Genomic DNA, 21,105 nt, shown 5'->3' on the forward strand with positions numbered 1-21,105 from the left:
CCCGGGAGTCGATCCCGGGGACTTCTCACAGCTCAGCTGCTCAGCAGCCGGGCAGGCGCTCGATCAGGTAGCGCTCGACCTGGTCCAGCGAGACGCGCTCCTGCACCATCGAGTCACGATCACGTACCGTCACCGCATTGTCGTCCAAGGTGTCGAAGTCGACGGTGACGCAGTACGGCGTGCCGATCTCGTCCTGGCGGCGGTAGCGGCGGCCGATCGCCTGGGCGTCGTCGAAGTCGACGGTCCACCGCATGCTCAGCGCCTTCTGCAGCTCACGGGCCTTCGGCGAGAGCTGCTCGTTGCGCGACAGCGGCAGCACGGCCACCTTCACCGGGGCCAGCCGCTTGTCGAAGCGCATCACGGTGCGCTTGTCCACGCCGCCCTTGGTGTTCGGGGCCTCGTCCTCGTCGTACGCCTCCAGCATGAAGGCGAGCACGGCACGGGTCAGACCGGCCGCCGGCTCGATCACGTACGGCACCCAGCGCTCCTGCTTCTCCTGGTCGAAGTACGACAGGTCGACGCCGGAGTGCTTGCTGTGCGTGGTGAGGTCGAAGTCGGTGCGGTTGGCGATGCCCTCCAGCTCCGAGAACTCCGTGCCGCCGAACCGGAACCGGTACTCGATGTCCACGGTCCGCTTCGAGTAGTGCGACAGCTTCTCCTTCGGGTGCTCGAAGAAGCGCAGGTTGTCCGGCGAGATGCCGAGGTCGAGATACCAGTTCCAGCGCTCGTTGAGCCAGTACTCGTGCCACTGCTCGTCGGTGCCGGGCTCGACGAAGAACTCCATCTCCATCTGCTCGAACTCGCGGGTCCGGAAGATGAAGTTGCCCGGGGTGATCTCGTTGCGGAAGCTCTTGCCGACCTGCGCGATGCCGAACGGCGGCTTCTTGCGCGCGGTGGTGGCCACGTTGGCGTAGTTCACGAAGATGCCCTGCGCCGTCTCCGGGCGCAGGTAGTGCACGCCCTCGGCGCTCTCGACCGGGCCGAGGAACGTCTTCATCAGGCCGTTGAACATCCGCGGCTCGGTGAAACCGCCCTTGTTGCCGCAGTTCGGGCAGTTCAGCTCGGACAGCGCGAAGGTCGCGCCCGGCTTCTTAGCCAGGAACGCCTCCTCCAGGTGGTCGGCCCGGAAGCGCTTGTGGCAGTGGGTGCACTCGGTCAGCGGGTCGACGAACGCCTCGATGTGGCCGGAGGCCTCCCACACCTGGCGGGCCAGGATCACCGCGGAGTCCAGGCCGACGATGTCGTCGCGCTGCTGGACCATCGTCTTCCACCACTGGCGCCGGACGTTGTCCTTGAGCTCCACACCCAGCGGACCGTAGTCCCAGGCCGAGCGGGTGCCGCCGTAGATCTCACTCGACGGGTAGACGAAGCCCCGGCGCTTGGCCAGGCTGACGACGGAGTCGATGCGGTCCGCGGGCATGATCAGGCTCCATTCCGTTGGAGATAGCCGCCGGCTGGCTGTCGGCGGAGGTCGGTCGGGCTCAGCTGCCCGCCGACGTGGATACGGTACGGGTCACCGACGGCAACCCGCATTCGGTTAACGCTACTGCACCCGCCACGTGAGCAGGCGCGCCGGGCGGGGGCGCTCAGCGCGTGCCGGAGCGCCTGCCGCAGACCTCCAGCGCCGTCGTCTTCGTGTTCTGCACCAGCAGGTAGGTCACCTGCGCCGAGTCGCCGTCGGTGTAGCGCTCGGTCACCGGCAGGCTGATGTCGGCCGCCAGCTCCACGTCACCGAGTTCGTAGGACGTCAGTCGCTCGGGGCGGGCGCGCTCCTGGCTGGTGAACCGGTCCAGGGTCAGCCGCCGCTGCTCGGCGTCGCACAGCATGTCGTACGCGTCCTCGTACCGCTCGCCCTTCAGCGCGCCGAGGTAGTCGCCGACCGCGACCTGCGCCCGCTCGTTGATCGCCTTGACCCCGGTGACCGCCAAACCCACGCCGGCCACCAGGCCGCCGCCGCAGCACAGCGCCACGATCAGCCCGGCCGCGCCGAGCGCCCAGCCCAGCCGGGTCCCGCCACCCTCGGCGGGCGCGGCCGGAAACGGCGGCGCGGCACCCGGACCGGGCGGCACGGGCGGGGTAGGCACATGGGTCATGGCCGCGATCATATTGCGTGCCGCCCACCCCCACCCCGCCGATCTTGCGCGAGCTGTGGGTACGACACACCCAAATCACACATATAGCTAACACTTCGCGCAAGATCGACGCGATCATCGCCCCGGCGGCGCGAGCGCGCGTGCCCGGCCACTCGCCAAGATCACGGGTTGGTGTCGCGAAGTGTGGTTTGGGCAGAGGTTTGGACACGAAGCCGCGATCTTCCACGGCCCGGGGGTGCCTGGCCGGGATTGGGCGCGCCACGATGATCGGGGTTTCGTGTCGAAATCCATGGCCAGAGCCCAGGTTCTGACACGAGACTGCGATCATGACGCTGGAGCGCGAGCCGCAGCCGGGAGCGCGAGCCGCAGCCGCGAGCCGAGCCGCAGCCGGGAGCGCGAGCCGCAGCTGGAGCGCGGGTCGCAGCCGGGAGCGCGAGCCCGCCGGAGGCGGAGTGGGGTGCCTGGGGCGGGGTCAGGCGCGGTCGCTGGGGCGGGTCTGGACGTCGCCGCCGGGGTCGGCGGCGGCGAGGGTCTCGTACGCGCACGGCTCCATCAGCGATTCGGCCAGCAGCGGCGTGGCCGTCATCTTGACGTCGAAACCGCCCAGCGCCCGCCGGTAGGCCCCGACGCTCTCCCACTCGGTGAGCAGGCACCAGTGCTCCGGCTCGTCGAGCGAGCGGGTCAGCTCGCCGCGCAGGTAGCCGGGCCGGGCGGCGAGCGCGGCCAGCGCCGCGTGGGCGCGCTCGACGAACGCCTCCTCGTTGGCGGCGATCACGAATCGGTTGAGCATCAGCACGCTGTTTACAGTAAGGAAGGGCGCCCTCCCGTCGTTTACGGGGTGAGGAACGTCCCCATCCACCCGGATCGAGAGGACCGCCGGCCGTGCCCCAGGACGTCGCGAACCACCTGCTGCTGCGGCGGCTGGCCCGCATCAACCGGACCCGAGCCCTGCTGGGCACGCTGGCCCTGCTGCTGGTCGCGGTGCTGCTGCCCAGCCCGTACAGCGGGATCATGCTGCTGGCGCTGGCCGCCGGGCTCGCCTGGCTGCTGATGCTCACCTGGTCGGTGCAGCCGGCCGCGACCCGCGCACTGCGCCTGGTGGTGCTCACCCTGCTCACGGCGGCGGCGATCACCCGGCTGTTCTGAGCCCTCTTCGCGGATCGAAAGCTCCCTTCCCGCTGTTCTAGCAGCATGAAGGGAGCTTCGATCATGCAAGGGGGCGCGCCGCAGGGATATGCACCTATGCGTTTTTGACAATCGTTCTCATTTTCAGAGAGAGTTGACGCCATGCTGAGCCGAACTCTCCAGCGCTCCGCCGTCACCGGCGCCGCCGCGCTGCTGGCCCTGGGCACCGTCGCCGCCTGCTCCGACTCCCCCGCGGAGACCTCCGGTCGGACCAGCGTGGTCACCGGCTTCTACCCGCTGCAGTTCGTCGCCGAGAAGGTCGGCGGACCCGACACCACCGTGGTCAACCTCGCCCAGCCGGGCGCCGAGCCGCACGACATGGAGCTGTCCCCCGCCCAGGTCGGGCAGGTCGCCGACGCCGGGCTGGTGCTCTACCTCAAGGGCTTCCAGCCGCAGCTCGACGCGGCGATCGAGCAGAACGCCGCCGACCGCGCCTTCGACGCCGGCACGGTCACTCCGCCCGCCACCGGGCCCAACCACTCCGGCGCGGTGGACGAGGATCACGCCGGCGCGCCCGACCCGCACGTCTGGCTGGACCCGACCCGGCTCGCCGCGATCACCGGCAGCATGGCCAACCGGCTGGCCCAGGCCGATCCCGCGCACGCGGCCGACTACGCCAGGCGCGGCAACGAGCTGATCGCCGAGCTGAACAAGCTGGACGGCGAGTTCGCCGCCGGGCTGAAGGACTGCCAGCGGCGCGAGATCGTGACCAGCCACGCCGCGTTCGGCTACCTGGCCGACCGGTACCGGCTCAAGCAGATCGCGCTGACCGGGCTGACGCCCGAGGCCGAGCCCACCCCGCAGCAGATCGCCGCGGTCGCCGCCGAGGCGCGCAAGTACGGCGCCACCACGATCTTCTTCGAGACCCTCGTCTCGCCCAAGGTCGCCGAGACGCTGGCGGCCGAGACCGGCGCGAAGACCGCGGTGCTCGACCCGCTCGAAGGACTAGCCGAGGGCGGTTCGGGTGACTACCTCTCGGTCATGCGGACGAACCTCGCGACACTGCGTACGGCGTTGGGCTGTTCATGAGCACCTCACCGGTACTGGTGATCAGGCACGGGGCGGTCGCCTACGACCGTCCCGTGCTCCGCGACGTCAACCTCACCGTGAGCAGCGGCGAGGTGGTCGCGGTGCTGGGCGCCAACGGCAGCGGCAAATCCACCATGATCCGCGCGGCCCTCGGCCTGGTGCCGCTGGTCGAGGGTGAGGTCGAGCTGTTCGGTACGCCACTGCGCCGCTTCCGCGAACGCCGCCGCATCGGGTACGTGCCGCAGCGGCTGGGCGCGGGCGGCGGCGTGCCCGCCACGGTGGGCGAGGTCATCGCCTCCGGCCGGCTGGCCCGGCGCGGCTTCCCGGGCCGCCGCACCGCCGACGACCGGCAGGCGGTGGCGCGGGCGCTGGCCGCGGTCGGGCTCACCGACCGGGCGCACGACCCGGTGGCCTCGCTGTCCGGCGGTCAGCAGCAGCGCACGCTGATCGCCCGCGCCCTGGCCGGCCAGCCCGACCTGCTGGTCCTCGACGAGCCGACCGCGGGCGTGGACGCCGCCTCGCAGGAGGCGTTCGCCGACGCGCTGCGCGACTTCGTCGCCCGGGGCGGCACGGTGCTGCTGGTCGCGCACGAGCTCGGCCCGCTGCAGCCGGTCATCACCCGCGCCGTGGTGGTGCACGACGGTGTCATCGCCCACGACGGGCCGGTGCCGCACCCGGCCGGGCACCACGCCGAGCCCGGCCACGACCACGTGCACCCGCACGCCCCGCAGGACCCGCCGAGCATCTGGGGACGCGAATGAACGTGAGCCTCGTCGAGATCATGTCGTACCCGTTCATGCAGCGCGCCCTGCTCGGCGCGCTGATCACCGGCCTGATCGCCCCGTCGCTGGGCATCTACCTGGTGCAGCGCAAGATGTCGCTGATCGGCGACGGCATCGGCCACATCGCGCTGACCGGCGTCGGCGTGGGCCTGCTCACCGGAAGCAACCCGGTGCTCACCGCGATCATCGTGTCCGCGCTGGGCGCGGTCGCCGTCGAGCTGATCCGCGAACGCGGCCGCACCTCCGGCGACATGGCGCTGGCCATCCTGTTCTACGGCGGCATCGCGGGCGGCGTCTTCCTGGTCGGCCTCGCGCCGGGCAAGGGCAGCGCCAACCTGACGTCATACCTGTTCGGCTCTCTGGTCACCACCACTCCCGCGGACCTGGTCGCGATGGCGGTGCTCGGCGCCTGCGTGCTGGCCGTGACCGTCGGGCTGCGACCCTGGCTGTTCGCCGTCTGCCAGGACGAGGAGTACGCCAAGGTGTCCGGCCTGCCCGTGCGGGCGCTCAACCTGCTGCTGGCCGTGATGACCGCCGTCACCGTCACCGTCGCCATGCGTACCGTCGGCCTGCTGCTGGTCAGCGCGCTCATGGTGGTGCCCGTCGCGGCGGCGCAGCTGGTCTCGCGAGGCTTCGCCGGCACCATGGCGCTGGCCATGCTCGGCGGCGTGGTCAGCGCCGGCACCGGCATGACCCTGTCCGGCGGGTTCAACCTGCAGCCCGGCGCCACCATCGTGCTCGTCGCCATCGCCCTGTTCGTGCTGGTCGCGCTCGCCGGCACGGTGCTGCGCCGGCGGCGGCGCGCCGAACCCGCGCAGGTGGCGGCATGCGAGCCGCCCGAGTGCGTCCTCGACTCATGATTGGGTATGCGCCGACGCGCGGGGCTACGGTGGTCGATGTGAGCCAGACGGAGTCCTACGCCCGCGCCGGAGAACTGTTACGGGCGCTCGCCGCACCCGTACGGATCGCGATCGTGACCGAGCTGGCGACGAACGGAGAACGCCACGTGCACGAACTGGTGGAACGGCTGCGGGTCGCGCAGCCCCTGGTGTCGCAGCACCTGCGCGTGCTGCGGGCGGCCGGGGTGGTCCGCGCCGAACGGCACGGCCGCGAGATCGCGTACTCCCTGGTGGACGACCACGTCGCGCACATCGTGGCCGACGCCGTGACCCACGCCGCGGAGCCGCGCTCATGACCACGCCACAGGGCACGGCCGCCCGCAACACCCGCCAGCGCTCCGCCGTCGCGACGCTCCTGTCCCAGGTGGAGGGCTTCCACAGCGCGCAGGAGCTGCACGCGATGCTGCGCGACCGGGGCGAGCGCGTCGGCCTGACCACCGTGTACCGCACGCTCCAGGCGCTCGCCGACGCGGGCGACATCGACGTGATGCGGCCGCCCGGCGGCGAGCAGCTGTTCCGGCGCTGCTCCGACGGGCACCACCATCACCTGGTGTGCCGGACGTGCGGGCGGACCGTCGAGGTGGCCGGGCCGGCCGTCGAGTCGTGGGCGGACCGGGTCGCCGAGCAGCACGGGTTCGTGGACGTCAGCCATACGCTGGAGATCTTCGGCACCTGCCGGGAGTGTGCGGCCGGGCGCTGACTTTCGACGCCGGGCGTGACGGGACGTTTACCGATCGCGTACGTCGATCAGAATGCTCTCATGAAGCTCTATGCGGAGAAGCCCTGGCGGTTCACCCGGCAGATCATCGCCGACGTCGCCGCTCTGGTGTGGAGCGCCGTCTGGGTCTGGGCCGCGATCACGCTGTACCACCTGGTCGAGAAGCTGGCCGTGCCCGGCCAGAAGCTCGAACGCGCCGGTGTCGATCTGGCCGCCGACATGATGGAGGCGCAGGAACGGGCACAGGGCGTTCCGCTCGTCGGCGACCGGCTGAGCAGCCCGTTCGGGAGCGCGGCCGGGGCCGCCCAGACCATCGCCGAAGCCGGGCGGGACCAGCAGCTCGCGATCGAGAACCTGGCCATCGTGCTGGCGCTGCTCACCGCGGGCATCCCCCTGCTGATGGCGCTGGCGCTGTGGGTGCCGCTGCGGCTGAGCTGGATCCGCGCCGCGAGCACCGCCGCGAAGGTGCGCCGGTATCCGGGCGGCAGCGAACTGCTGGCGCTGCGGGCCCTGGCCACAGCGCCACTGCGGCGGCTGGCCTCGCTGGACGACGGGGTGGTGGCCGGGTGGCGCACCGGCGACCCGCGCTCGATCGATCAGCTGGCCTCGCTGGAACTGCGCCGCCTCGGCCTGCGCGGCAGCCCTCACCGCTGACCCGCCGCGCGGCGCTTCTGCCACCGAACGCGGACCGCAGTGGTTAGGAAGGGCACCTTCTACCTCGGAAAACGATAAGAAGGTGCCCTTCCTTTCTAGCGGGGTGGGATGCGGCGGCGGGCGTCGGTGGCGGTGGACGGGCCGGGGGTCCAGGGGGACACCCAGTCGCCTTCGTCAGTCGGCGGGATGATGCCCTGTTCGAGGTCGGTGTGGTCGCCGGCGAGGACGCGGGCGGCCAGGGCGACGTCCTCGGCGTCGGTGTTGTGCCAGAGCTCGTGTTCGAGGATCACGATGCGGCCGCGGGCCTGGCGGCAGAACAGGTCGGCCAGGGCGATCTCCTCGCGGCGGCCGGAGGCGCCGGCCCGGGAGCAGACCGCGGCGATGGCGAACAGCTCCGCGCCGATGTCGACGATCCGGCCCAGGAACGCCTGCCGGTGTTCGAGGCGCCCCTGCCAGCGGGCCATCCCGGCGAAGGTGTTGCGGGCCAGGCGGCGCGCGGCGCGCTCGGCGTAGCGCACGTGCCCGGCGAGGCGGCCGAACTGCCGGTAGCCGCCGAAGGTGCCCTTGCCCACGGCGAGGGTGGGCAGCCAGCGGGCGTAGAAGCCGGTGGCCTTGAGCAGGGCCTTGGACTTGTCGCCGAGCTTCGACTTCGGGTCGATGAGCGCCCCGGCCACGGACAGGTGCTGGTCCACCGCCTCGCGGGCGATGAACAGGTGCATGATCTCGGTCGAGCCCTCGAAGATGCGGTTGATGCGCATGTCGCGCAGCAGCTGCTCGACGCCGAGCGGCTTCTCGCCGCGGGCGGCGAGGGATTCGGCGGTCTCATAGCCACGGCCGCCGCGGATCTGCACCAGCTCGTCGGCCACCCGCCAGGCCAGCTCGGAACCGTAGAGCTTGACCAGCGCGGCCTCGATCCGGAAGTCGTTGCGGTCGTCGTCGGCCAGCATGCAGCACAGCTCCAGCATCGACTCCATGCCGTACGCGGTCGCCGCGATGTACGCGATCTTGGTGGCTACCGCCTCGTGCCTGCCGACCGGACGGCCCCACTGCACGCGCTCCTGGGACCACTGCCGGGCCACGCTCAGGCACCACTTGGCCGAGCCGACGCACATGGCGGGCAGCGACAGGCGGCCGGTGTTCAGCGTGCTCAGCGCGATTTTCAGGCCCTGGCCCTCGCCGCCGATGACGTTCTCGGCGGGCACGAACACGTCGTGGAAGCGGGTGACGCTGTTCTCCAGACCGCGCAGGCCGAGGAAGCCGTTGCGGCGCTCGACGGTGATGCCGTCGGAGTCGCCCTCGACCACGAACGCGGTGATGCCGCCGCGGCGGCCCTCCCCCTTGGGCACCATCGCCATGACCACGAGCAGCGTGGCCACGGTGCCGTTGGTGGCCCAGAGCTTGACGCCGTTCAGGCGGTAGCCGCCCTCGACCGGGTTGGCCACGGCGGACATGCGGGCCGGGTCGGAGCCGACGTCGGGCTCGGTAAGCAGGAACGCCGACACCTCTCCGGCGGCCAGCCGGGGCAGGAAGCGCTGCTTCTGCTCCTGGGTGCCGAAGAGCTTGAGCGGCTGCGGCACGCCGATCGACTGGTGCGCCGACAGCAGCGCGCCGATCGCCGGGCTGACCGAGCCGGCCAGCGCCAGCGCGCGGCAGTAGTCCAGGTGGGACAGGCCGAGGCCGCCGTACGCGGGATCGATCTTCATGCCGAAGGCGCCGAGTTCGGCGAGGCCGTGGAACACCTCGTCCGGGATACGGGCGTCACGCTCGATGGCGGCCCCGTCGACCTCGGTCGCCACGTACTCCCCGAGCTTGGCCAGGAACGCCTCGGCGTCGGGATCGGGTGCGGGCTGCGGCCACGGGTGGATCAGGTCCATCCGCAACCGGCCCAGGAACAGCTGTTTCCCGAAACTGGGCTTGCGCCAGTCGCTCTCCCGGGCGGCCTCCGCGACCTGCCGGGCCTGTTCTGCGGTCACCTCTCGCTGCACAGTGGTCATAGCCGACACCCCTGTCGTCCAGTAGTGCGCCTTAAATCACGCTACCCCGCAGTACTACTGATCGGTAGCAGTTGGCAGGACGACCGGGCGTGTCTACTCGTACTGCTCCGCGGGAGCCGTGACCGGACGCCACTCCAGCACCTCGATGAACGGGATATCGTCCCCGTTCACCGGGTCCGTGCCCCGATGGGCGGTGTATCTGCCGGTGATCTCCACCCAGCTGTCGGCCGCCAGCCCCTGCGGCACGGCGCCGTTCATGCCGACCTTGATCGGGCGGGCGTCGGCCGCGCAGCAGGACAGGATCATGCGGGTGAGCAGCTGGCCGCCGTTCGGATCGGCGGACAGGAAGCCGGTGATGCGGACCCGGCGGTCCCCGATGGACCGGCCCTCGTCGAAGATCGCGCGGGTGGCGTAGTCGAGCACGCTGATCCGGGCCGGGTCGCCCGCCGGCAGCGCCGGGAAGTCGGACACCTGCTGGGCCGACAGCGCGCTCCCGGCCTGCTCGGCCGCGTAAGACCCGAGCGCGGGCGGGGCGACCAGCAGCAGCCCCAGCACCGGCGCGATGAGCAGCCAGCCCACCCGCGGCTCGCGATGCCCGCCCGCATGCTCGTGCTCGGCGCCGTGCTCGTGGGAGCCGTCGGCGCACTCGGTGTCGGCCGTCGTGCCGTGCCGGAAGTCATACCAGAGGGTCATCACGGCCGCGACGACCAGCAGCGCGCCCGCGCCGATCAGGAAGGGCTGCAGACCCGCCTTGACGTAGCGCAGGTACATGTCGGTGAGGCTGGCCTTGAGGATCGCGCCGCCGAGCAGCAGCATGACCACGCCCTGGGCCTGACGGTTCACAGCAGCACCATCCCGGCGGCGGCGGCGACCAGCACCGCGGTGACGAAGGTGGCCGGGGCGAAGCGCAGCGCGAAGCGGCGCCCGAACACCCCGGCCTGCATGGAGATGAGTTTCAGGTCCACCATCGGGCCGACCACCAGGAACGCCAGCCGCGCGGTGAGCGAGAACTGGCTCAGCGAGGCGGCGACGAACGCGTCGGCCTCCGAGCAGATCGACAGCAGCACCGCGAGCCCGGCCAGGGCCAGCACCGACAGCACCGGCCGGTCGGCCACCGCCTGCAGCACCGACTCGGGCACCAGCACGTTGATGGTGGCCGCGGCCATCGCGCCGAGCACCAGGAAGCCGCCCGCGTGCACGATGTCGTGCCGGCAGGCCGCCCAGAACGCGCGCGCCTTCGACAGGTCGTCCAACTCGGGCCGGTGCGGCAGCCGGATCCAGTCCTGCCTGCCCAGGCGCAGCCAGAGCCAGCCCATGATCATGGCGACGACCAGGCTGGCCACGCCGCGGGCGACGACCATCTCCGGATTGTTCGGGAAGGCGACCGCGGTGGCGGTCAGCACGATCGGGTTGATCGCGGGCGCGGCCAGCAGGAACGCGAGCGCGGCGGCCGGGGTGACGCCGCGCCGGATCAGCGACCCGGCGATCGGCACCGAGCCGCACTCGCAGCCGGGCAGCACCACCCCGGCGCAGCTCGCCACGGGCACGGCCAGCGCCGGGTGCCTGGGCAGCGCCTTCGCCCAGAACGAGCGCGGCACGAACACCGCGATCACCGCCGACAGCGCGACGCCGAACACCAGGAACGGCGTGGCCTGCACCATCACCGACACGAACACGGTGGTCCAGGTCTGCAGCAGCGGCGTGGCGATCGCGTCGGCGATCGGCCCCCGGAACAGCAGCAGCGCGATGAGCAGTAGGGCGAGCACCTCGACGGAGCCGACCCGGCCGCCGAGCAGGCGGGTCCGGCGGGGACCGGAGCCGGCGGGCGGCGCCGCGGGCGTGGAGGACGCGCTGATCGACGGAGGTCACGGGCGTCCTTCGGTATCGGGGGTGTGCCGACCGGCACAGGTTACCGGTGCCCGGTTCGGTGTTAGCCTCATCGGCACAAGCGCCGCCCGCAGGCGGCTTCATATGAACAAGCAGATAACGACAGGGGAGCGCACAGCGCTGAGAGTGCGGCAACGGCCGCAGACCCTCGAACCTGATCTGGGTAATGCCAGCGCAGGGAGTTCGGTCTACACCTCACCGCCACGTCGGCTTTCGGCATACTCAAATCGGGTATTTCGGACGCAACGTGTGCACTTCTCCTCGTTCGTACCCTCAACGGACCTGGAGTCTCCACATGAACGACCACCGCTGGCGCACGGTCGACATCGTCGTCGCCTCGATCCTCGCCGTCACCTTCGGCGTCATCTTCTGGGCCTGGGGCCTGCTGTGGAACGGTCCCGCCGGAGCGATCTTCGGCGCGACCTTCCCGCCGGCCGCGGCCGCCATCTACGGCGTCTGGCTGCTGCCCGCCGTGCTCGCCCCGCTGATCATCCGCAAGGCGGGCGCGGGCATCTACACCGAGCTGGTCGCGGCGATCGTCTCCGCGCTGCTCGGCACCTCCTGGGGCATCAGCGTGCTGTGGTACGGCCTGGCCGAGGGCGCGGCGGGCGAGCTCGGCTTCGCGCTCGGCGGCTACAAGCGCTGGGGCCTGGGCCAGTCGCTGATCGCGTCGGTGCTGGCCGGCCTCACCGCCGCCGGGCTCGACCTGTACTACTACTACGCCGACTGGCAGACCGACTGGAAGCTCGCGTACGTCGGCATCGTCGTGGCCAGCACCGTCCTGTTCGCCGGCATCGGCGGCCACTACCTGACCAAGGCGCTGGCCGGCACCGGCGTGCTGGACCGCTTCCCCTCCGGCCGCGCCCGCGACCTGGTCTGATGATCAAGCTCGAGGGGTACGGGTGGCGGCACGCCGGACGCCGCGCGTGGGCGGTGCGCGGGCTCGACCTGCGCATCGCGCGCGGCGAACGGGTGCTGCTGCTCGGCCCCTCGGGCGCGGGCAAGTCCACCCTGCTGCACGCCCTGGCCGGGCTGCTGCCCGAGGACTCCGGGCAGGCCGAGGGCACCGTCGAGGTCGCCGCGGCCCGCACCGGCATCGTGTTCCAGGACCCGCAGTCGCAGCTGGTCATGTCGCGGGCCGGGGACGAGGTCGCGTTCGGCCTGGAGAACCTCGGGTGGCCGCTGTCCCGCATCTGGCCGCGCGTCGACGAGGTGCTGGCCCGGGTCGGTTTCGGATACCCGCGCGACCGGGCCACCGACGCGCTGTCCGGCGGCGAGCAGCAGCGGCTCGTGCTGGCCGGGGCGCTCGCGCCCGAACCGGACCTGCTGCTGCTCGACGAGCCCACCGCCAACCTGGACCCGGCCGGGGCCGCGCTGGTGCGGCAGGCGCTGCGAGACGCCGTCGGCGCCGACACCACCGTCGTGCTCGTCGAGCACCGCATCGCCGAGGTGCTGGAGCTGGTGACCCGCGTCGTGGTGCTGGAGCCGGGCGGCGGCGTACGCGACGACATCGCTCCCCACCTGCTGAGCGGGCCGCTCGGCGCGGAGCTGGCCGCGGCCGGGGTCTGGGTGCCCGGCCACCCCGCGGCCGCCCGCCGCGCCGCCGCCCCGCCCGGCGACGTCCTGCTGTCCACCCACGACCTGCGGGTACGCCATCTCTCCTACCCCGACACCGCGGTGCGGGCCGGGGAGGCGCTCGCGGTGACCGGGCCCAACGGCTCCGGCAAGTCCACCCTGGCGCTGGCCCTGGGCGGCCTGCTCCCGCCCGCGTCCGGCGAGGTGCGCTCGCCCGACGGGCCGCCGCACCGCTGGCGCGCCCGCGCGCTGGCCGGGCGGATCGGCTCGGTGTTCCAGAACCCGGAACACCAGTTCGTCACCGCGAGCGTGCGCGACGAGCTGGCACTCGGCGGCACCTCGCCCGCCCGCGTCGACGAGCTGCTCACCCGGCTGCGGCTGGACCACCTTGCCGGGGCGAACCCGTTCACGCTGTCCGGCGGCGAGGCACGGCGGCTGTCCGTGGCCACCGCGCTGGCCGCCCGGCCCCGGCTGCTGATCCTCGACGAGCCCACCTTCGGCCAGGACCGGCGCACCTGGCTGGAGCTGGTCGACCTGCTGGCCGACCTGCGCGACGACGGCCACGGCGTGGTCACCGTCACCCACGACCCCGCCGTGGTCGACACCCTCGCCGACCGCGTACTCCACCTGGAGCGTGCACCGTGACCGGCCCGATCGCCGTCTCGGCTTCGTCCGCTCCGCCGTCCACGGCGCTACTGGCCCGGCGCACGCCGGTCGCGAAGATCGTCGCGCTGGCGCTGTTCACCACGGCGGCGCTGCTCACCCGGGACGTGGCCGCGCTCGGGTTCGCGCTGGCGGCGACGTTCCTGGTCGCGCCGCTGTTCGGGATCACGCCGTGGGGCCTGCTGCGCCGCGGCTGGCCCGCGCTGCTCGGCGCGGCGAGTGTGGTGGTGTCCCTCGCCCTGTTCGCGGCCGACCGCTCCGGGACGGTGCTGTTCGCCGCCGGGCCGATCGTGATCACGACGACGGTACTGGTGAACGCGCTGTCGCTGGCGATGCGACTGCTGGCCATCGCGCTGCCGAGCGTGCTCGTGTTCAGCACCACCGACCCGACCGACCTGGCCGACTCGCTGATCCAGCACGCCCGCGTCTCGGCCCGGTTCGCGATCGGGGCGCTGGCCGCGTTCCGGCTGGTCGGGCTGCTGGGCGACGAGTGGCGGATGATCGCCATGGCGCGCCGGGCGCGTGGCATCGACGCAGGGCGCAATCCGGCGCGCTGGCTGCGGCTCTTCGCGAGCACCGCGTTCGGCCTGCTCGTCGGCGCGATCCGGCGCGGCACCCGGCTCGCCGTGGCGATGGACGCCCGCGGCTTCGACGCCGGGCTGCCCCGCACCGTCGCCCGCCCCATGCCCTGGCGTCCCGCCGACTGGCTGCTCATCGCCGCAGGCGCCACCCTCGCCACCGCGATCCAGCTCATCGCCCATCGCTGACTCGGCCGGCGGCCAGCATGATCCACCGACTTGCCAGGCAGGTGGGCGAATCATGGACGCGGATACGCCCGGGTGCCTGGCAAGTCGGATGATCAAGCGGCGGCGGGGGGCGGGGCGACGGGGTTGGGGAGGGCGCCGCCGAAGCGGCGGTCGCGCTGGGCGTAGAGCTCGCACGCGTACCAGAGGTGGCGGCGGTCGAAGTCGGGCCAGAGCGTGTCCAGGTAGACGTGCTCGGCGTAGGCCGACTGCCAGATCAGGTAGTTGCTGGTGCGCTGCTCGCCGGAGGGGCGCAGGAACAGGTCCACCTCGGGCACCTCGGGGTGGTAGAGGTAGCGCGCGAAGACCTTCTCGTTGATCTTGTCGGGCTTGAGGCGGCCCGCCGCCACGTCGCGGGCGATCGCGGCGGCCGCGTCGGCGATCTCCGCCTGACCGCCGTAGTTCACGCAGAACTGCAGGGTCAGCTTGGTGTTGTGGCGGCTCAGCTGCTCGGCCGTCTCCAGCTCGTCGATGACGCTCTTCCACAGCCGGCCCCGGCGGCCCGACCACACGATGCGTACGCCCAGCTCGTTGAGCTGGTCGCGACGGCGGCGGATGACGTCGCGGTTGAAGCCCATCAGGAAGCGCACCTCCTCGGGCGAGCGCTTCCAGTTCTCCGTCGAGAACGCGTACGCCGACAGGTACGGCACGCCGATCTCCAGCGCCCCCTCGATCGTGTCGAACAGGGAGAACTCGCCCCGCTTGTGGCCCTCGGTGCGGGGCAGGCCGCGGTCCTTGGCCCAGCGGCCGTTGCCGTCCATCACGATCGCGATGTGCTGGGGCAGCGCCTCACCGGGCAGCTTCGGCGCGACGGCGCCGGACGGGTGCGGGGTCGGCTGCTTCGGCTCAGGCCGCTGCCGGGTGAAGCCGGTCCTGACGGACGGTCGAATCACGTGCGGATCCCCTGTTCGTGGCGCGGGTCGGGCTCAGCCCGGCTCCCGGCGGTCTACCAACGGCAGCGAGCGTAGCTGCCGCTCCAGGTGCCACTGCAAATGAGCCGCCACGAAACCTGCACATTCCCGCTGCACCGGCGGCTCGGCCAGCTCGGCGGCGGCCCAGTCGCCCTCCAGCAGCGCCGACATCAGGTCGAGCGTCGCCGGGTCGGGGTGCGCGGCGCCCGGCGGGCGGCAGTTGAGGCAGGTGACCCCGCCGGCCGCGATGGAGAACGCGCGATGCGGCCCGGCCTCGCCGCACACCGCGCAGTCGCGCAGCGCCGGGGCCCAGCCCGCCTGGGACATGGCACGCAGCAGGTATGCGTCCAGCACCAGCGAGGCGGGGCGCCTGCCCTCCGCCAGCGCCCGCAGCGCGCCCAGGGTGAGCTGGTACAGCTTCAGCGCGGGCTCGCGCTCGACCGGGGTGAGCCGCTCGGCCAACTCCACGATCGCGCTCGCGGCCGTGTAGCGCGGGTAGTCCCGCTGGAAGCGGCCACCGAACAGGTCCCGGCCCTCGACCTGGGTGACGGTGTCCAGCGAACTGCCCTCGCTGCACTGCACGTCGACGTGGTTGAACGGCTCCAGGCGCGCCCCGAAGCGCGACGTGGTGCGGCGTACCCCCTTGGCGACCGCGCGGACCCGGCCGTGCTGCCGGGTCAGCAGCGTCACGATCCGGTCGGCCTCGCCCAGCTTCTGCGCCCGCAGCACGAGCGCGTCGTCGCGGTAGAGGGGTCGGCGCATGCCCGGCATACGCGGGAGCCTACCGACCCCCGGCGACTAGAAACCGAGGCGGCGGAGCTGGCGGGGGTCGCGCTGCCAGTCCTTGGCGACGCGGACGTGGAGGTCGAGGTAGATCTTGGTGCCGAGTAGCTCCTGGATGTCGGCGCGGGCCTTGGTGCCGACCTCCTTGAGCCGGGAGCCCTTGGCGCCGATCATGATGGCCTTCTGGCTCTGCCGCTCGACGTAGACGTCGGCGTACACCTTGGTCAGGCCGTCCTCGGGGATGATCTCCTCGACCAGCACCGCGATGGAGTGCGGCAGCTCGTCGCGTACGCCCTCCAGCGCCGCCTCGCGGATCATCTCGGCGATGAGCACGTGCTCGGGCTCGTCGGTCAGCATGCTGTCGGGGTAGAGCTGGGGCGAGCGCGGCAGGTGCTTCACCATCACGTCGACCAGGGTGTCCAGCTGGTGGTTAGCCACCGCGCTGACCGGCACCACGTCGGCGAACTCGCCCAGCGCGTTCACCGCGAGCAGCTGCTCGGCCAGGGTCTTCTTGTCGACCAGGTCGGTCTTGGTGACCACGGCGACGACGGTGGCCTTGAGGCCGGCGATCTCCCCGGCGATGAAGGTGTCGCCCTTGCCGACGGGCTCGTTGGCGGGGATGCACAGGCCGATCACGTCGGTCTCGCTCCAGGTGGCGCGGACCAGGTCGTTGAGGCGCTCGCCGAGCAGGGTGCGCGGGCGGTGCAGGCCGGGGGTGTCCACGAGCACCAGCTGCGCGTCCGGCCGGTGCAGCACGGCGCGGATGACGTGCCGCGTGGTCTGCGGTTTGTTCGACGTGATCGCGATCTTCTGGCCGACGATCGCGTTCGTCAGGGTCGACTTGCCCGCGTTCGGCCGTCCCACGAAGCAGGCAAACCCGGCACGGTATGAGTTATCCGCCACTCACGTAACGTACCCTCACGGCAGGAAGGCGGGTTCGTCGGCGTACCCCCGCCGTGCGGCCGGATGCTCGGCGACCAGCGCCGCGAACAGGTCGTCGACCGGGCACTCCAGCAGCGACGCAAGCGGGACCAGGGTGGTCGCGCCGTCGGCGTACGCGCCGAACAGCTCCCCCACCAGCCGCGCGGGCTGCCGCCGGGTCCGGGCCGCGGCCATCGCGGCCAACAGTCTGTCCCGGCCCGGCGATCCCCGGTGGCAGCGGGCCGCGGTCCACCGGCTCAGCTCGCCCTGGCGGGCGGCGTCAACGAGGCCGAGTTCGCGCAGCCGGGCGGCCATCGCTCCGGCGGAGACGCCGAAGCCGCTCACCAGCTCGACGAAGCAGGCGTCGGTGACCTCGCCCCGCCCGGCCACCGCCACGATCTCGTCGTAGGGCATCAGGAACGCCGACGCGAACGCGTCGGCTCGCACCTCCCCGTCGGCCCGCTGGACGCCGGGAGCCAACTCCTGGTCGAGTAGGGGCTCGTCGGCGTCCCCTGCGAGCACGTGCCCGAGCGCGTGCGCGAGCGCGTAGCGCTGCCTGGTGAACCTGCTGGTCGTTCCGATCACCACCAGCCGGTGGCAGGCGGTCTGCCAGCACAGCGCGTCGGCGCCGCCGGGCAGCGGGGTCAGCACTACGTCCACCGCGAACGCGCGCTCGATCACGGTGGCCAGCGCGGCGGTGTTCGCACCGCGCAACCCGGGCTGGCCGGCCGCGGCGCGCACCGCATTGACGGCGCGTTCGGCCAGCTCACGACCGGCCGGGCCGGGCGGGCCGGACGGCGCGGCGGGCAGCGGGGCCAGGCGGGGGCGGCGGCCGAGCAGGCGCAGCGTCTCGTACGCCGAGGCGAACCGGTCCACCAGCGCGCGCACATCGTCGCCGGTGCCCGGCCCGTCGGGCGGCGCAACGGCCTCCCGCAGGCGGCCGGTGAGCAGCCAGTCGACGCTGACGTCCCCGGCGTCGGCGATGAGGGCCAGCTCCAGCGAGGTGAAGCGGCGCACCGCGTTGAGCGACTTGGACAGCTTGTCGGCGCTGATGCCGACCAGCTCGCTGAAGGCGGCCTGGCTGGGTGAGACCCGGACGATCACCGAGCGGACCCGGTCGATGACGCCTTCATCCATGGCTGTCACCGTAACGAGGGGTCGCGATAATCGCAACGATGAGACGGATTCAGGCGGCCCGGAGGCGGCCGGTGGCGTTCCGGTAGCGTGATCGTCGTGGAGCTGCTGCACTCGGGCAAGGTCAGGGACGTCTACCGCGACGGCGCGGACATCATCCTGGTGGCGTCGGACCGACTGTCGATCTACGACGTGATCCTGCCGACGCCCATCCCGGACAAGGGCCGGGTGCTGACCCAGCTGTCGCTGTGGTGGTTCGAGCAGCTCCGGGACATCGTGCCCAACCACGTCATCTCGGCCGACGACGTGCCCGCCGAGTTCGCCGGGCGGGCGGTGCGCTGCCGGTCGCTGCGCATGGTGCCGGTCGAGTGCGTCGCGCGGGGTTACCTCACCGGCGGCGGGCTGAAGGAGTACCAGGCCGGCGGCTCGGTCTCCGGCATCACCCTGCCGCCCGGCCTGACCGAGGCGTCCCGCCTGGACGAGCCGCTGTTCACCCCGTCCACCAAGGCCCCGGTCGGCGAGAAGGACCTGCCGATGTCGTACGCCGAGGTGGCCGGCAAGGTCGGCGAGGACGTGGCGGCGCGGCTGCGCGAGATCACGCTCGCCGTGTACGCGCGCGGCCGCGACATCGCCGCCGAGCGCGGCATCATCCTCGCCGACACGAAGATCGAGCTGGGCTGGGCCGCCGACGGCACGCTGGTGCTGGGCGACGAGGTGCTCACCCCGGACTCCTCGCGCTTCTGGCCCGCCGACGGTTACGCGCCCGGCCGGGTGCAGCCGAGCTTCGACAAGCAGTTCGTGCGCGACTGGGCGGTCGGCATCGGCTGGGACAAGACCGCGCCCGGCCCCGAGGTGCCCGAGGACATCGTCGCCGCCACCCGGGCCCGCTACATCGAGGCGTACGAGCGGCTCACCGGCCTGGCGTGGTCCTGACCCGACGGTCGTTGCCGGGCCCGGCGCGACGGGGTTAACCTCGCGACATGGCCCGCGAAACGTACCTGGAGACCAGGCGGCGGCTCGGCCTGCCGGAGATCCCGCCGGAGCTGATGGCCGAGTTCCGTGCCCAGCTGGAGCTGGAGGAGCAGCGGCGTGGCGATCCGGAGTGGATCGCCGAGCAGGAGGCCAACTACGAGGCCGTCATGGCGCAGCTGCAGCGGAAGGCCCGGTGAGGCCGCGCGGGCGCGTCGTGGACACCGGCGCGATCCGGCGCTACGTGGCGGCCGACAGCATGACGGTGAGCGCCGCGCTGGCCGGGCTGGAGGACCGTGGCTACACCGCCCTCGTGCCCGCGCTGTGCCTGAGCGAGGCGTACTGGATGGCCGACCGGGCCGACGAGGCCATGCTGGATGTCTTCCGGACCCTGCCGCAGGTCGAGATCGTCGCGCTGGACCCGGGCGACGCCCCGGCCGTGGGCGGGCTGGCGCGGTTCCTGGGCACCCTCGGCATGGCGCACGCCTGCCTGCTCGCGGCGGTGCTGCGGGTGCCGCTGATGACCGCCGAACCTGCGCTGGCCGGGAAGATTCTCAGCGCCGATCTGATCCGGGAAGTGTGAACCCGAACGGGTTTTCGCCTTTCATCCGATTTCTTCACATCCGCGCCATATCACACCGATCATGTATTCATGCGTTCTGTGCTCGGCGTGTCGCTTCTGATGTCGTCCGTCCTGCTGGCCGGCCCGGCCGCAGCGGAGCCCCCGCCTGCCGTCGCGGCTCCGGAACCTTCCGTCGCGGCCCCCGTGCCTTCCACCGGGCCTCCCCCGCCTCCCCCCGCGGCTCCGGCGATGCCTTCTGCGGCGCCCTCGCCGGTGCCGCCCGCGGCGCCCGCCCTGCTCCCGCCACGAATCGTCTCGACCGACCCGGTGGACTGGACCCCGCACGTCACCGACGGCCGGGTCTGGGCGATGGCCCTGCTCGGCGACACCGTGGTGGTCGGCGGCGAGTTCACCGCCACCACCGACGCGCTGCGCCAGGCACCCGCCCGGCGCCGCAACCTGATGGCCTTCCGGCTGTCCGACGGGCAGCTCACGCCGCTGGCGGTGGACCTGGACGGACCGGTTTACGCCCTGGCCGAGGCCCCGGACGGCAGCCTGCTCGTGGGCGGGGACTTCACCCTGGTCAACGGTCGCCAGCGGCGCTCACTGGCCCGGTTGGACCCGGCCACCGGGCGGCTCCACCGCAGCTTCTACGCGCCGGTCGACGGCGACGTCCGGACACTCGCGGTGCAGGGGTTCGACCTGTACGCCGGCGGTTTCTACCGCTCGGTGCACGGCGTGCCGCGGGCCGGGCTGGCCAGGCTCGACGCCATGTCGGGACAGCTCGACGAGGGCTTCGAACCGGGGCTCGCGCAGGGAGTCGACAACCGGCCGCGGGCCGAGGCGATGTCGCTGTCGCCGGACGGTTCACGGCTGGTCGTGATCGGCAACTTCACCCGGGTCCAGGGGCGGGAGCGGCACCAGCTCGCGGAGTTCGACGTGACCGGGCCACGGGCCGTGGTCACCGGCTGGTCCACCGCCTTCTACGGCGCGGACCGGTGCGACTCCCGGTTCGACAGCTACGTACGCGGCATCGACCACTCGCCCGACGGCGCGTACTTCGTCGTCGTCACCACCGGCCACGACTCCGGTCCGGATCTGCCGTGCACCACCGCGGCGCGGTTCGAGACGGCCGGTGCGGGCGAGCACACGCCGACCTGGATCAATCACACCGGCGGGCACTCGCTCTACGCCGTCGCCGCGACCGGATCGGCCGTCTACGTCGGCGGTCACCAGCTCTGGCAGGACAACACCTACGGGCACAAGACGATGGGGCCCGGCGCGGTCGAGCGCCCCGGCATCGCGGCGCTCGACCCGGCGACCGGCCGTGCGCTGGACTGGAACCCGACCCGCAGCCGGGGCGAGGGCGTACGCGCCTTCATCGACTGCCCGCAGGGCCTGGTCGTCGGATCGGACACCGACGAACTGGCCCGGGAGTACCACGCTCGCATCGGCCTGTTCCCCTATCCGCCCGGCACGGCAGCGCCCTGACCGTCCCCTTGGTGACGGCGCCGGCCATCGCGTGGCCGGCACCGTCATCACA

24 protein-coding genes and 1 riboswitch are annotated in these 21,105 nt (G+C 72.3%); of the genes, 14 read left to right on the plus strand and 10 right to left on the minus strand.

The genetic code is table 11. The annotated features are described in order from the left end of the window. Window positions 1-40: 40 nt before the first annotated feature. The 3 genes from CS0771_RS00005 to CS0771_RS00015 all read right to left on the minus strand — a co-directional run bounded on the left by CS0771_RS00005 (window position 41) and on the right by CS0771_RS00015 (window position 2,889). Complete coding sequence (locus tag CS0771_RS00005) at window positions 41-1,420, minus strand: glycine--tRNA ligase (protein WP_212839220.1); 1,380 nt, start codon at window positions 1,418-1,420, stop codon at window positions 41-43. Between the two features lie 166 nt (window positions 1,421-1,586). Next, window positions 1,587-2,093: a hypothetical protein gene (locus CS0771_RS00010; RefSeq protein WP_212839221.1), complete on the minus strand. Its 507-nt coding sequence runs from the start codon at window positions 2,091-2,093 to the stop codon at window positions 1,587-1,589. A gap of 472 nt (window positions 2,094-2,565) precedes the next feature. Beyond that, window positions 2,566-2,889 (minus strand): antibiotic biosynthesis monooxygenase, encoded by a 324-nt coding sequence (locus CS0771_RS00015; protein WP_212839222.1) that lies wholly within the window; start codon window positions 2,887-2,889, stop codon window positions 2,566-2,568. 86 nt (window positions 2,890-2,975) lie between these two features. Between CS0771_RS00015 and CS0771_RS00020 the strand changes: the two genes are divergently transcribed. From CS0771_RS00020 to CS0771_RS00050, 7 genes are all read left to right on the plus strand, one after another. After that, window positions 2,976-3,239, plus strand: a complete 264-nt coding sequence (locus CS0771_RS00020; RefSeq protein ID WP_212839223.1) for a hypothetical protein — start codon at window positions 2,976-2,978, stop codon at window positions 3,237-3,239. Between the two features lie 141 nt (window positions 3,240-3,380). Continuing rightward, window positions 3,381-4,307, plus strand: a complete 927-nt coding sequence (locus CS0771_RS00025) for a metal ABC transporter substrate-binding protein (protein WP_212839224.1) — start codon at window positions 3,381-3,383, stop codon at window positions 4,305-4,307. Then, window positions 4,304-5,068: a metal ABC transporter ATP-binding protein gene (locus CS0771_RS00030; protein WP_212839225.1), complete on the plus strand. Its 765-nt coding sequence runs from the start codon at window positions 4,304-4,306 to the stop codon at window positions 5,066-5,068. The genes CS0771_RS00025 and CS0771_RS00030 overlap by 4 nt, the downstream gene beginning before the upstream one ends. Continuing rightward, window positions 5,065-5,949 carry a metal ABC transporter permease gene (locus CS0771_RS00035; RefSeq protein ID WP_212839226.1) on the plus strand — a complete coding sequence of 295 codons (885 nt, stop codon included), beginning with the start codon at window positions 5,065-5,067 and terminating at the stop codon, window positions 5,947-5,949. Before CS0771_RS00030 ends, CS0771_RS00035 begins: the two co-directional genes overlap by 4 nt. Beyond that, on the plus strand, window positions 5,946-6,284 hold the full coding sequence (locus CS0771_RS00040; RefSeq protein WP_203755497.1) for a helix-turn-helix transcriptional regulator: 339 nt from the start codon (window positions 5,946-5,948) through the stop codon (window positions 6,282-6,284). Before CS0771_RS00035 ends, CS0771_RS00040 begins: the two co-directional genes overlap by 4 nt. Continuing rightward, window positions 6,281-6,688, plus strand: a complete 408-nt coding sequence (locus CS0771_RS00045; protein WP_203755500.1) for a Fur family transcriptional regulator — start codon at window positions 6,281-6,283, stop codon at window positions 6,686-6,688. The genes CS0771_RS00040 and CS0771_RS00045 overlap by 4 nt, the downstream gene beginning before the upstream one ends. A 60-nt stretch (window positions 6,689-6,748) precedes the next feature. Next, entirely contained in the window at window positions 6,749-7,360 is a 612-nt protein-coding gene (locus CS0771_RS00050) for a hypothetical protein (protein ID WP_212839227.1), read from the plus strand. Window positions 7,361-7,455: 95 nt separating this feature from the next. Here the strand turns inward: CS0771_RS00050 and CS0771_RS00055 are convergent, their stop codons facing one another. The 3 genes from CS0771_RS00055 to CS0771_RS00065 all read right to left on the minus strand — a co-directional run bounded on the left by CS0771_RS00055 (window position 7,456) and on the right by CS0771_RS00065 (window position 11,210). Then, window positions 7,456-9,354 (minus strand): acyl-CoA dehydrogenase family protein, encoded by a 1,899-nt coding sequence (locus tag CS0771_RS00055; protein WP_212839228.1) that lies wholly within the window; start codon window positions 9,352-9,354, stop codon window positions 7,456-7,458. A 93-nt stretch (window positions 9,355-9,447) separates the two neighbouring features. Beyond that, complete coding sequence (locus CS0771_RS00060; RefSeq protein WP_212839229.1) at window positions 9,448-10,197, minus strand: TIGR03943 family protein; 750 nt, start codon at window positions 10,195-10,197, stop codon at window positions 9,448-9,450. Continuing rightward, window positions 10,194-11,210: a permease gene (locus CS0771_RS00065; protein WP_212845517.1), complete on the minus strand. Its 1,017-nt coding sequence runs from the start codon at window positions 11,208-11,210 to the stop codon at window positions 10,194-10,196. The genes CS0771_RS00060 and CS0771_RS00065 overlap by 4 nt, the downstream gene beginning before the upstream one ends. Before the next feature lie 125 nt (window positions 11,211-11,335). After that, window positions 11,336-11,440, plus strand: a riboswitch (TPP riboswitch). A 96-nt stretch (window positions 11,441-11,536) separates the two neighbouring features. Between CS0771_RS00065 and CS0771_RS00070 the strand changes: the two genes are divergently transcribed. Genes CS0771_RS00070 through CS0771_RS00080 form a run of 3 tightly spaced genes read left to right on the plus strand, consistent with a single transcriptional unit; the run spans window position 11,537 to window position 14,246 of the window. Beyond that, window positions 11,537-12,121, plus strand: a complete 585-nt coding sequence (locus tag CS0771_RS00070; protein WP_212839230.1) for an ECF transporter S component — start codon at window positions 11,537-11,539, stop codon at window positions 12,119-12,121. Continuing rightward, window positions 12,121-13,461 carry an ABC transporter ATP-binding protein gene (locus CS0771_RS00075; RefSeq protein WP_212839231.1) on the plus strand — a complete coding sequence of 447 codons (1,341 nt, stop codon included), beginning with the start codon at window positions 12,121-12,123 and terminating at the stop codon, window positions 13,459-13,461. Before CS0771_RS00070 ends, CS0771_RS00075 begins: the two co-directional genes overlap by 1 nt. Next, window positions 13,458-14,246, plus strand: coding sequence for an energy-coupling factor transporter transmembrane protein EcfT (locus tag CS0771_RS00080; protein ID WP_244870510.1), 789 nt, complete (start codon window positions 13,458-13,460; stop codon window positions 14,244-14,246). The genes CS0771_RS00075 and CS0771_RS00080 overlap by 4 nt, the downstream gene beginning before the upstream one ends. A gap of 92 nt (window positions 14,247-14,338) precedes the next feature. On the opposite strand, the gene CS0771_RS00085 is transcribed toward CS0771_RS00080, so the two are convergent. The 4 genes from CS0771_RS00085 to CS0771_RS00100 are packed head-to-tail and all read right to left on the minus strand — an operon-like array spanning window position 14,339 to window position 18,034. Further along, the gene (locus CS0771_RS00085; RefSeq protein WP_212839232.1) at window positions 14,339-15,175 is read right to left on the minus strand and encodes an isoprenyl transferase; all 837 of its coding nucleotides are present in this window, start codon (window positions 15,173-15,175) and stop codon (window positions 14,339-14,341) included. Between the two features lie 33 nt (window positions 15,176-15,208). After that, window positions 15,209-15,964, minus strand: coding sequence for a DNA repair protein RecO (gene recO / locus CS0771_RS00090; protein ID WP_212839233.1), 756 nt, complete (start codon window positions 15,962-15,964; stop codon window positions 15,209-15,211). Window positions 15,965-15,991: 27 nt separating this feature from the next. Further along, on the minus strand, window positions 15,992-16,879 hold the full coding sequence (era, locus tag CS0771_RS00095; protein ID WP_212839234.1) for a GTPase Era: 888 nt from the start codon (window positions 16,877-16,879) through the stop codon (window positions 15,992-15,994). A 15-nt stretch (window positions 16,880-16,894) separates the two neighbouring features. Beyond that, window positions 16,895-18,034 carry an ImmA/IrrE family metallo-endopeptidase gene (locus CS0771_RS00100; protein WP_212839235.1) on the minus strand — a complete coding sequence of 380 codons (1,140 nt, stop codon included), beginning with the start codon at window positions 18,032-18,034 and terminating at the stop codon, window positions 16,895-16,897. A 96-nt stretch (window positions 18,035-18,130) separates the two neighbouring features. Here CS0771_RS00100 and CS0771_RS00105 point away from each other — a divergent pair, with 96 nt between their 5' ends. The 4 genes from CS0771_RS00105 to CS0771_RS00120 all read left to right on the plus strand — a co-directional run bounded on the left by CS0771_RS00105 (window position 18,131) and on the right by CS0771_RS00120 (window position 21,053). Then, window positions 18,131-18,964 carry a phosphoribosylaminoimidazolesuccinocarboxamide synthase gene (locus CS0771_RS00105; protein ID WP_212839236.1) on the plus strand — a complete coding sequence of 278 codons (834 nt, stop codon included), beginning with the start codon at window positions 18,131-18,133 and terminating at the stop codon, window positions 18,962-18,964. 47 nt (window positions 18,965-19,011) lie between these two features. After that, window positions 19,012-19,200: a hypothetical protein gene (locus tag CS0771_RS00110; RefSeq protein ID WP_203755538.1), complete on the plus strand. Its 189-nt coding sequence runs from the start codon at window positions 19,012-19,014 to the stop codon at window positions 19,198-19,200. Beyond that, window positions 19,197-19,583, plus strand: a complete 387-nt coding sequence (locus tag CS0771_RS00115; protein ID WP_203755541.1) for a hypothetical protein — start codon at window positions 19,197-19,199, stop codon at window positions 19,581-19,583. Before CS0771_RS00110 ends, CS0771_RS00115 begins: the two co-directional genes overlap by 4 nt. A gap of 228 nt (window positions 19,584-19,811) precedes the next feature. After that, the gene (locus tag CS0771_RS00120) at window positions 19,812-21,053 is read left to right on the plus strand and encodes a delta-60 repeat domain-containing protein (RefSeq protein ID WP_212839237.1); all 1,242 of its coding nucleotides are present in this window, start codon (window positions 19,812-19,814) and stop codon (window positions 21,051-21,053) included. The last annotated feature ends 52 nt before the right edge of the window (window positions 21,054-21,105 follow it).

The sequence above is a fragment of the Catellatospora sp. IY07-71 genome (assembly GCF_018326265.1).
Lineage (GTDB): Bacteria > Actinomycetota > Actinomycetes > Mycobacteriales > Micromonosporaceae > Catellatospora.

Bases quoted from the DNA above. Each gene is read 5' to 3' on its own strand.
- CS0771_RS00005 (WP_212839220.1), bottom strand. From the start codon at position 1,420: ATGCCCGCGGACCGCATCGACTCCGTCGTCAGCCTGGCCAAGCGCCGG.
- CS0771_RS00010 (WP_212839221.1), bottom strand. From the start codon at position 2,093: ATGACCCATGTGCCTACCCCGCCCGTGCCGCCCGGTCCGGGTGCCGCG.
- CS0771_RS00025 (WP_212839224.1), top strand. From the start codon at position 3,381: ATGCTGAGCCGAACTCTCCAGCGCTCCGCCGTCACCGGCGCCGCCGCG.
- CS0771_RS00030 (WP_212839225.1), top strand. From the start codon at position 4,304: ATGAGCACCTCACCGGTACTGGTGATCAGGCACGGGGCGGTCGCCTAC.
- CS0771_RS00035 (WP_212839226.1), top strand. From the start codon at position 5,065: ATGAACGTGAGCCTCGTCGAGATCATGTCGTACCCGTTCATGCAGCGC.
- CS0771_RS00040 (WP_203755497.1), top strand. From the start codon at position 5,946: ATGATTGGGTATGCGCCGACGCGCGGGGCTACGGTGGTCGATGTGAGC.
- CS0771_RS00045 (WP_203755500.1), top strand. From the start codon at position 6,281: ATGACCACGCCACAGGGCACGGCCGCCCGCAACACCCGCCAGCGCTCC.
- CS0771_RS00050 (WP_212839227.1), top strand. From the start codon at position 6,749: ATGAAGCTCTATGCGGAGAAGCCCTGGCGGTTCACCCGGCAGATCATC.
- CS0771_RS00055 (WP_212839228.1), bottom strand. From the start codon at position 9,354: ATGACCACTGTGCAGCGAGAGGTGACCGCAGAACAGGCCCGGCAGGTC.
- CS0771_RS00070 (WP_212839230.1), top strand. From the start codon at position 11,537: ATGAACGACCACCGCTGGCGCACGGTCGACATCGTCGTCGCCTCGATC.
- CS0771_RS00075 (WP_212839231.1), top strand. From the start codon at position 12,121: ATGATCAAGCTCGAGGGGTACGGGTGGCGGCACGCCGGACGCCGCGCG.
- recO (WP_212839233.1), bottom strand. From the start codon at position 15,964: ATGCCGGGCATGCGCCGACCCCTCTACCGCGACGACGCGCTCGTGCTG.
- CS0771_RS00100 (WP_212839235.1), bottom strand. From the start codon at position 18,034: ATGGATGAAGGCGTCATCGACCGGGTCCGCTCGGTGATCGTCCGGGTC.
- CS0771_RS00110 (WP_203755538.1), top strand. From the start codon at position 19,012: ATGGCCCGCGAAACGTACCTGGAGACCAGGCGGCGGCTCGGCCTGCCG.
- CS0771_RS00120 (WP_212839237.1), top strand. From the start codon at position 19,812: ATGCCTTCTGCGGCGCCCTCGCCGGTGCCGCCCGCGGCGCCCGCCCTG.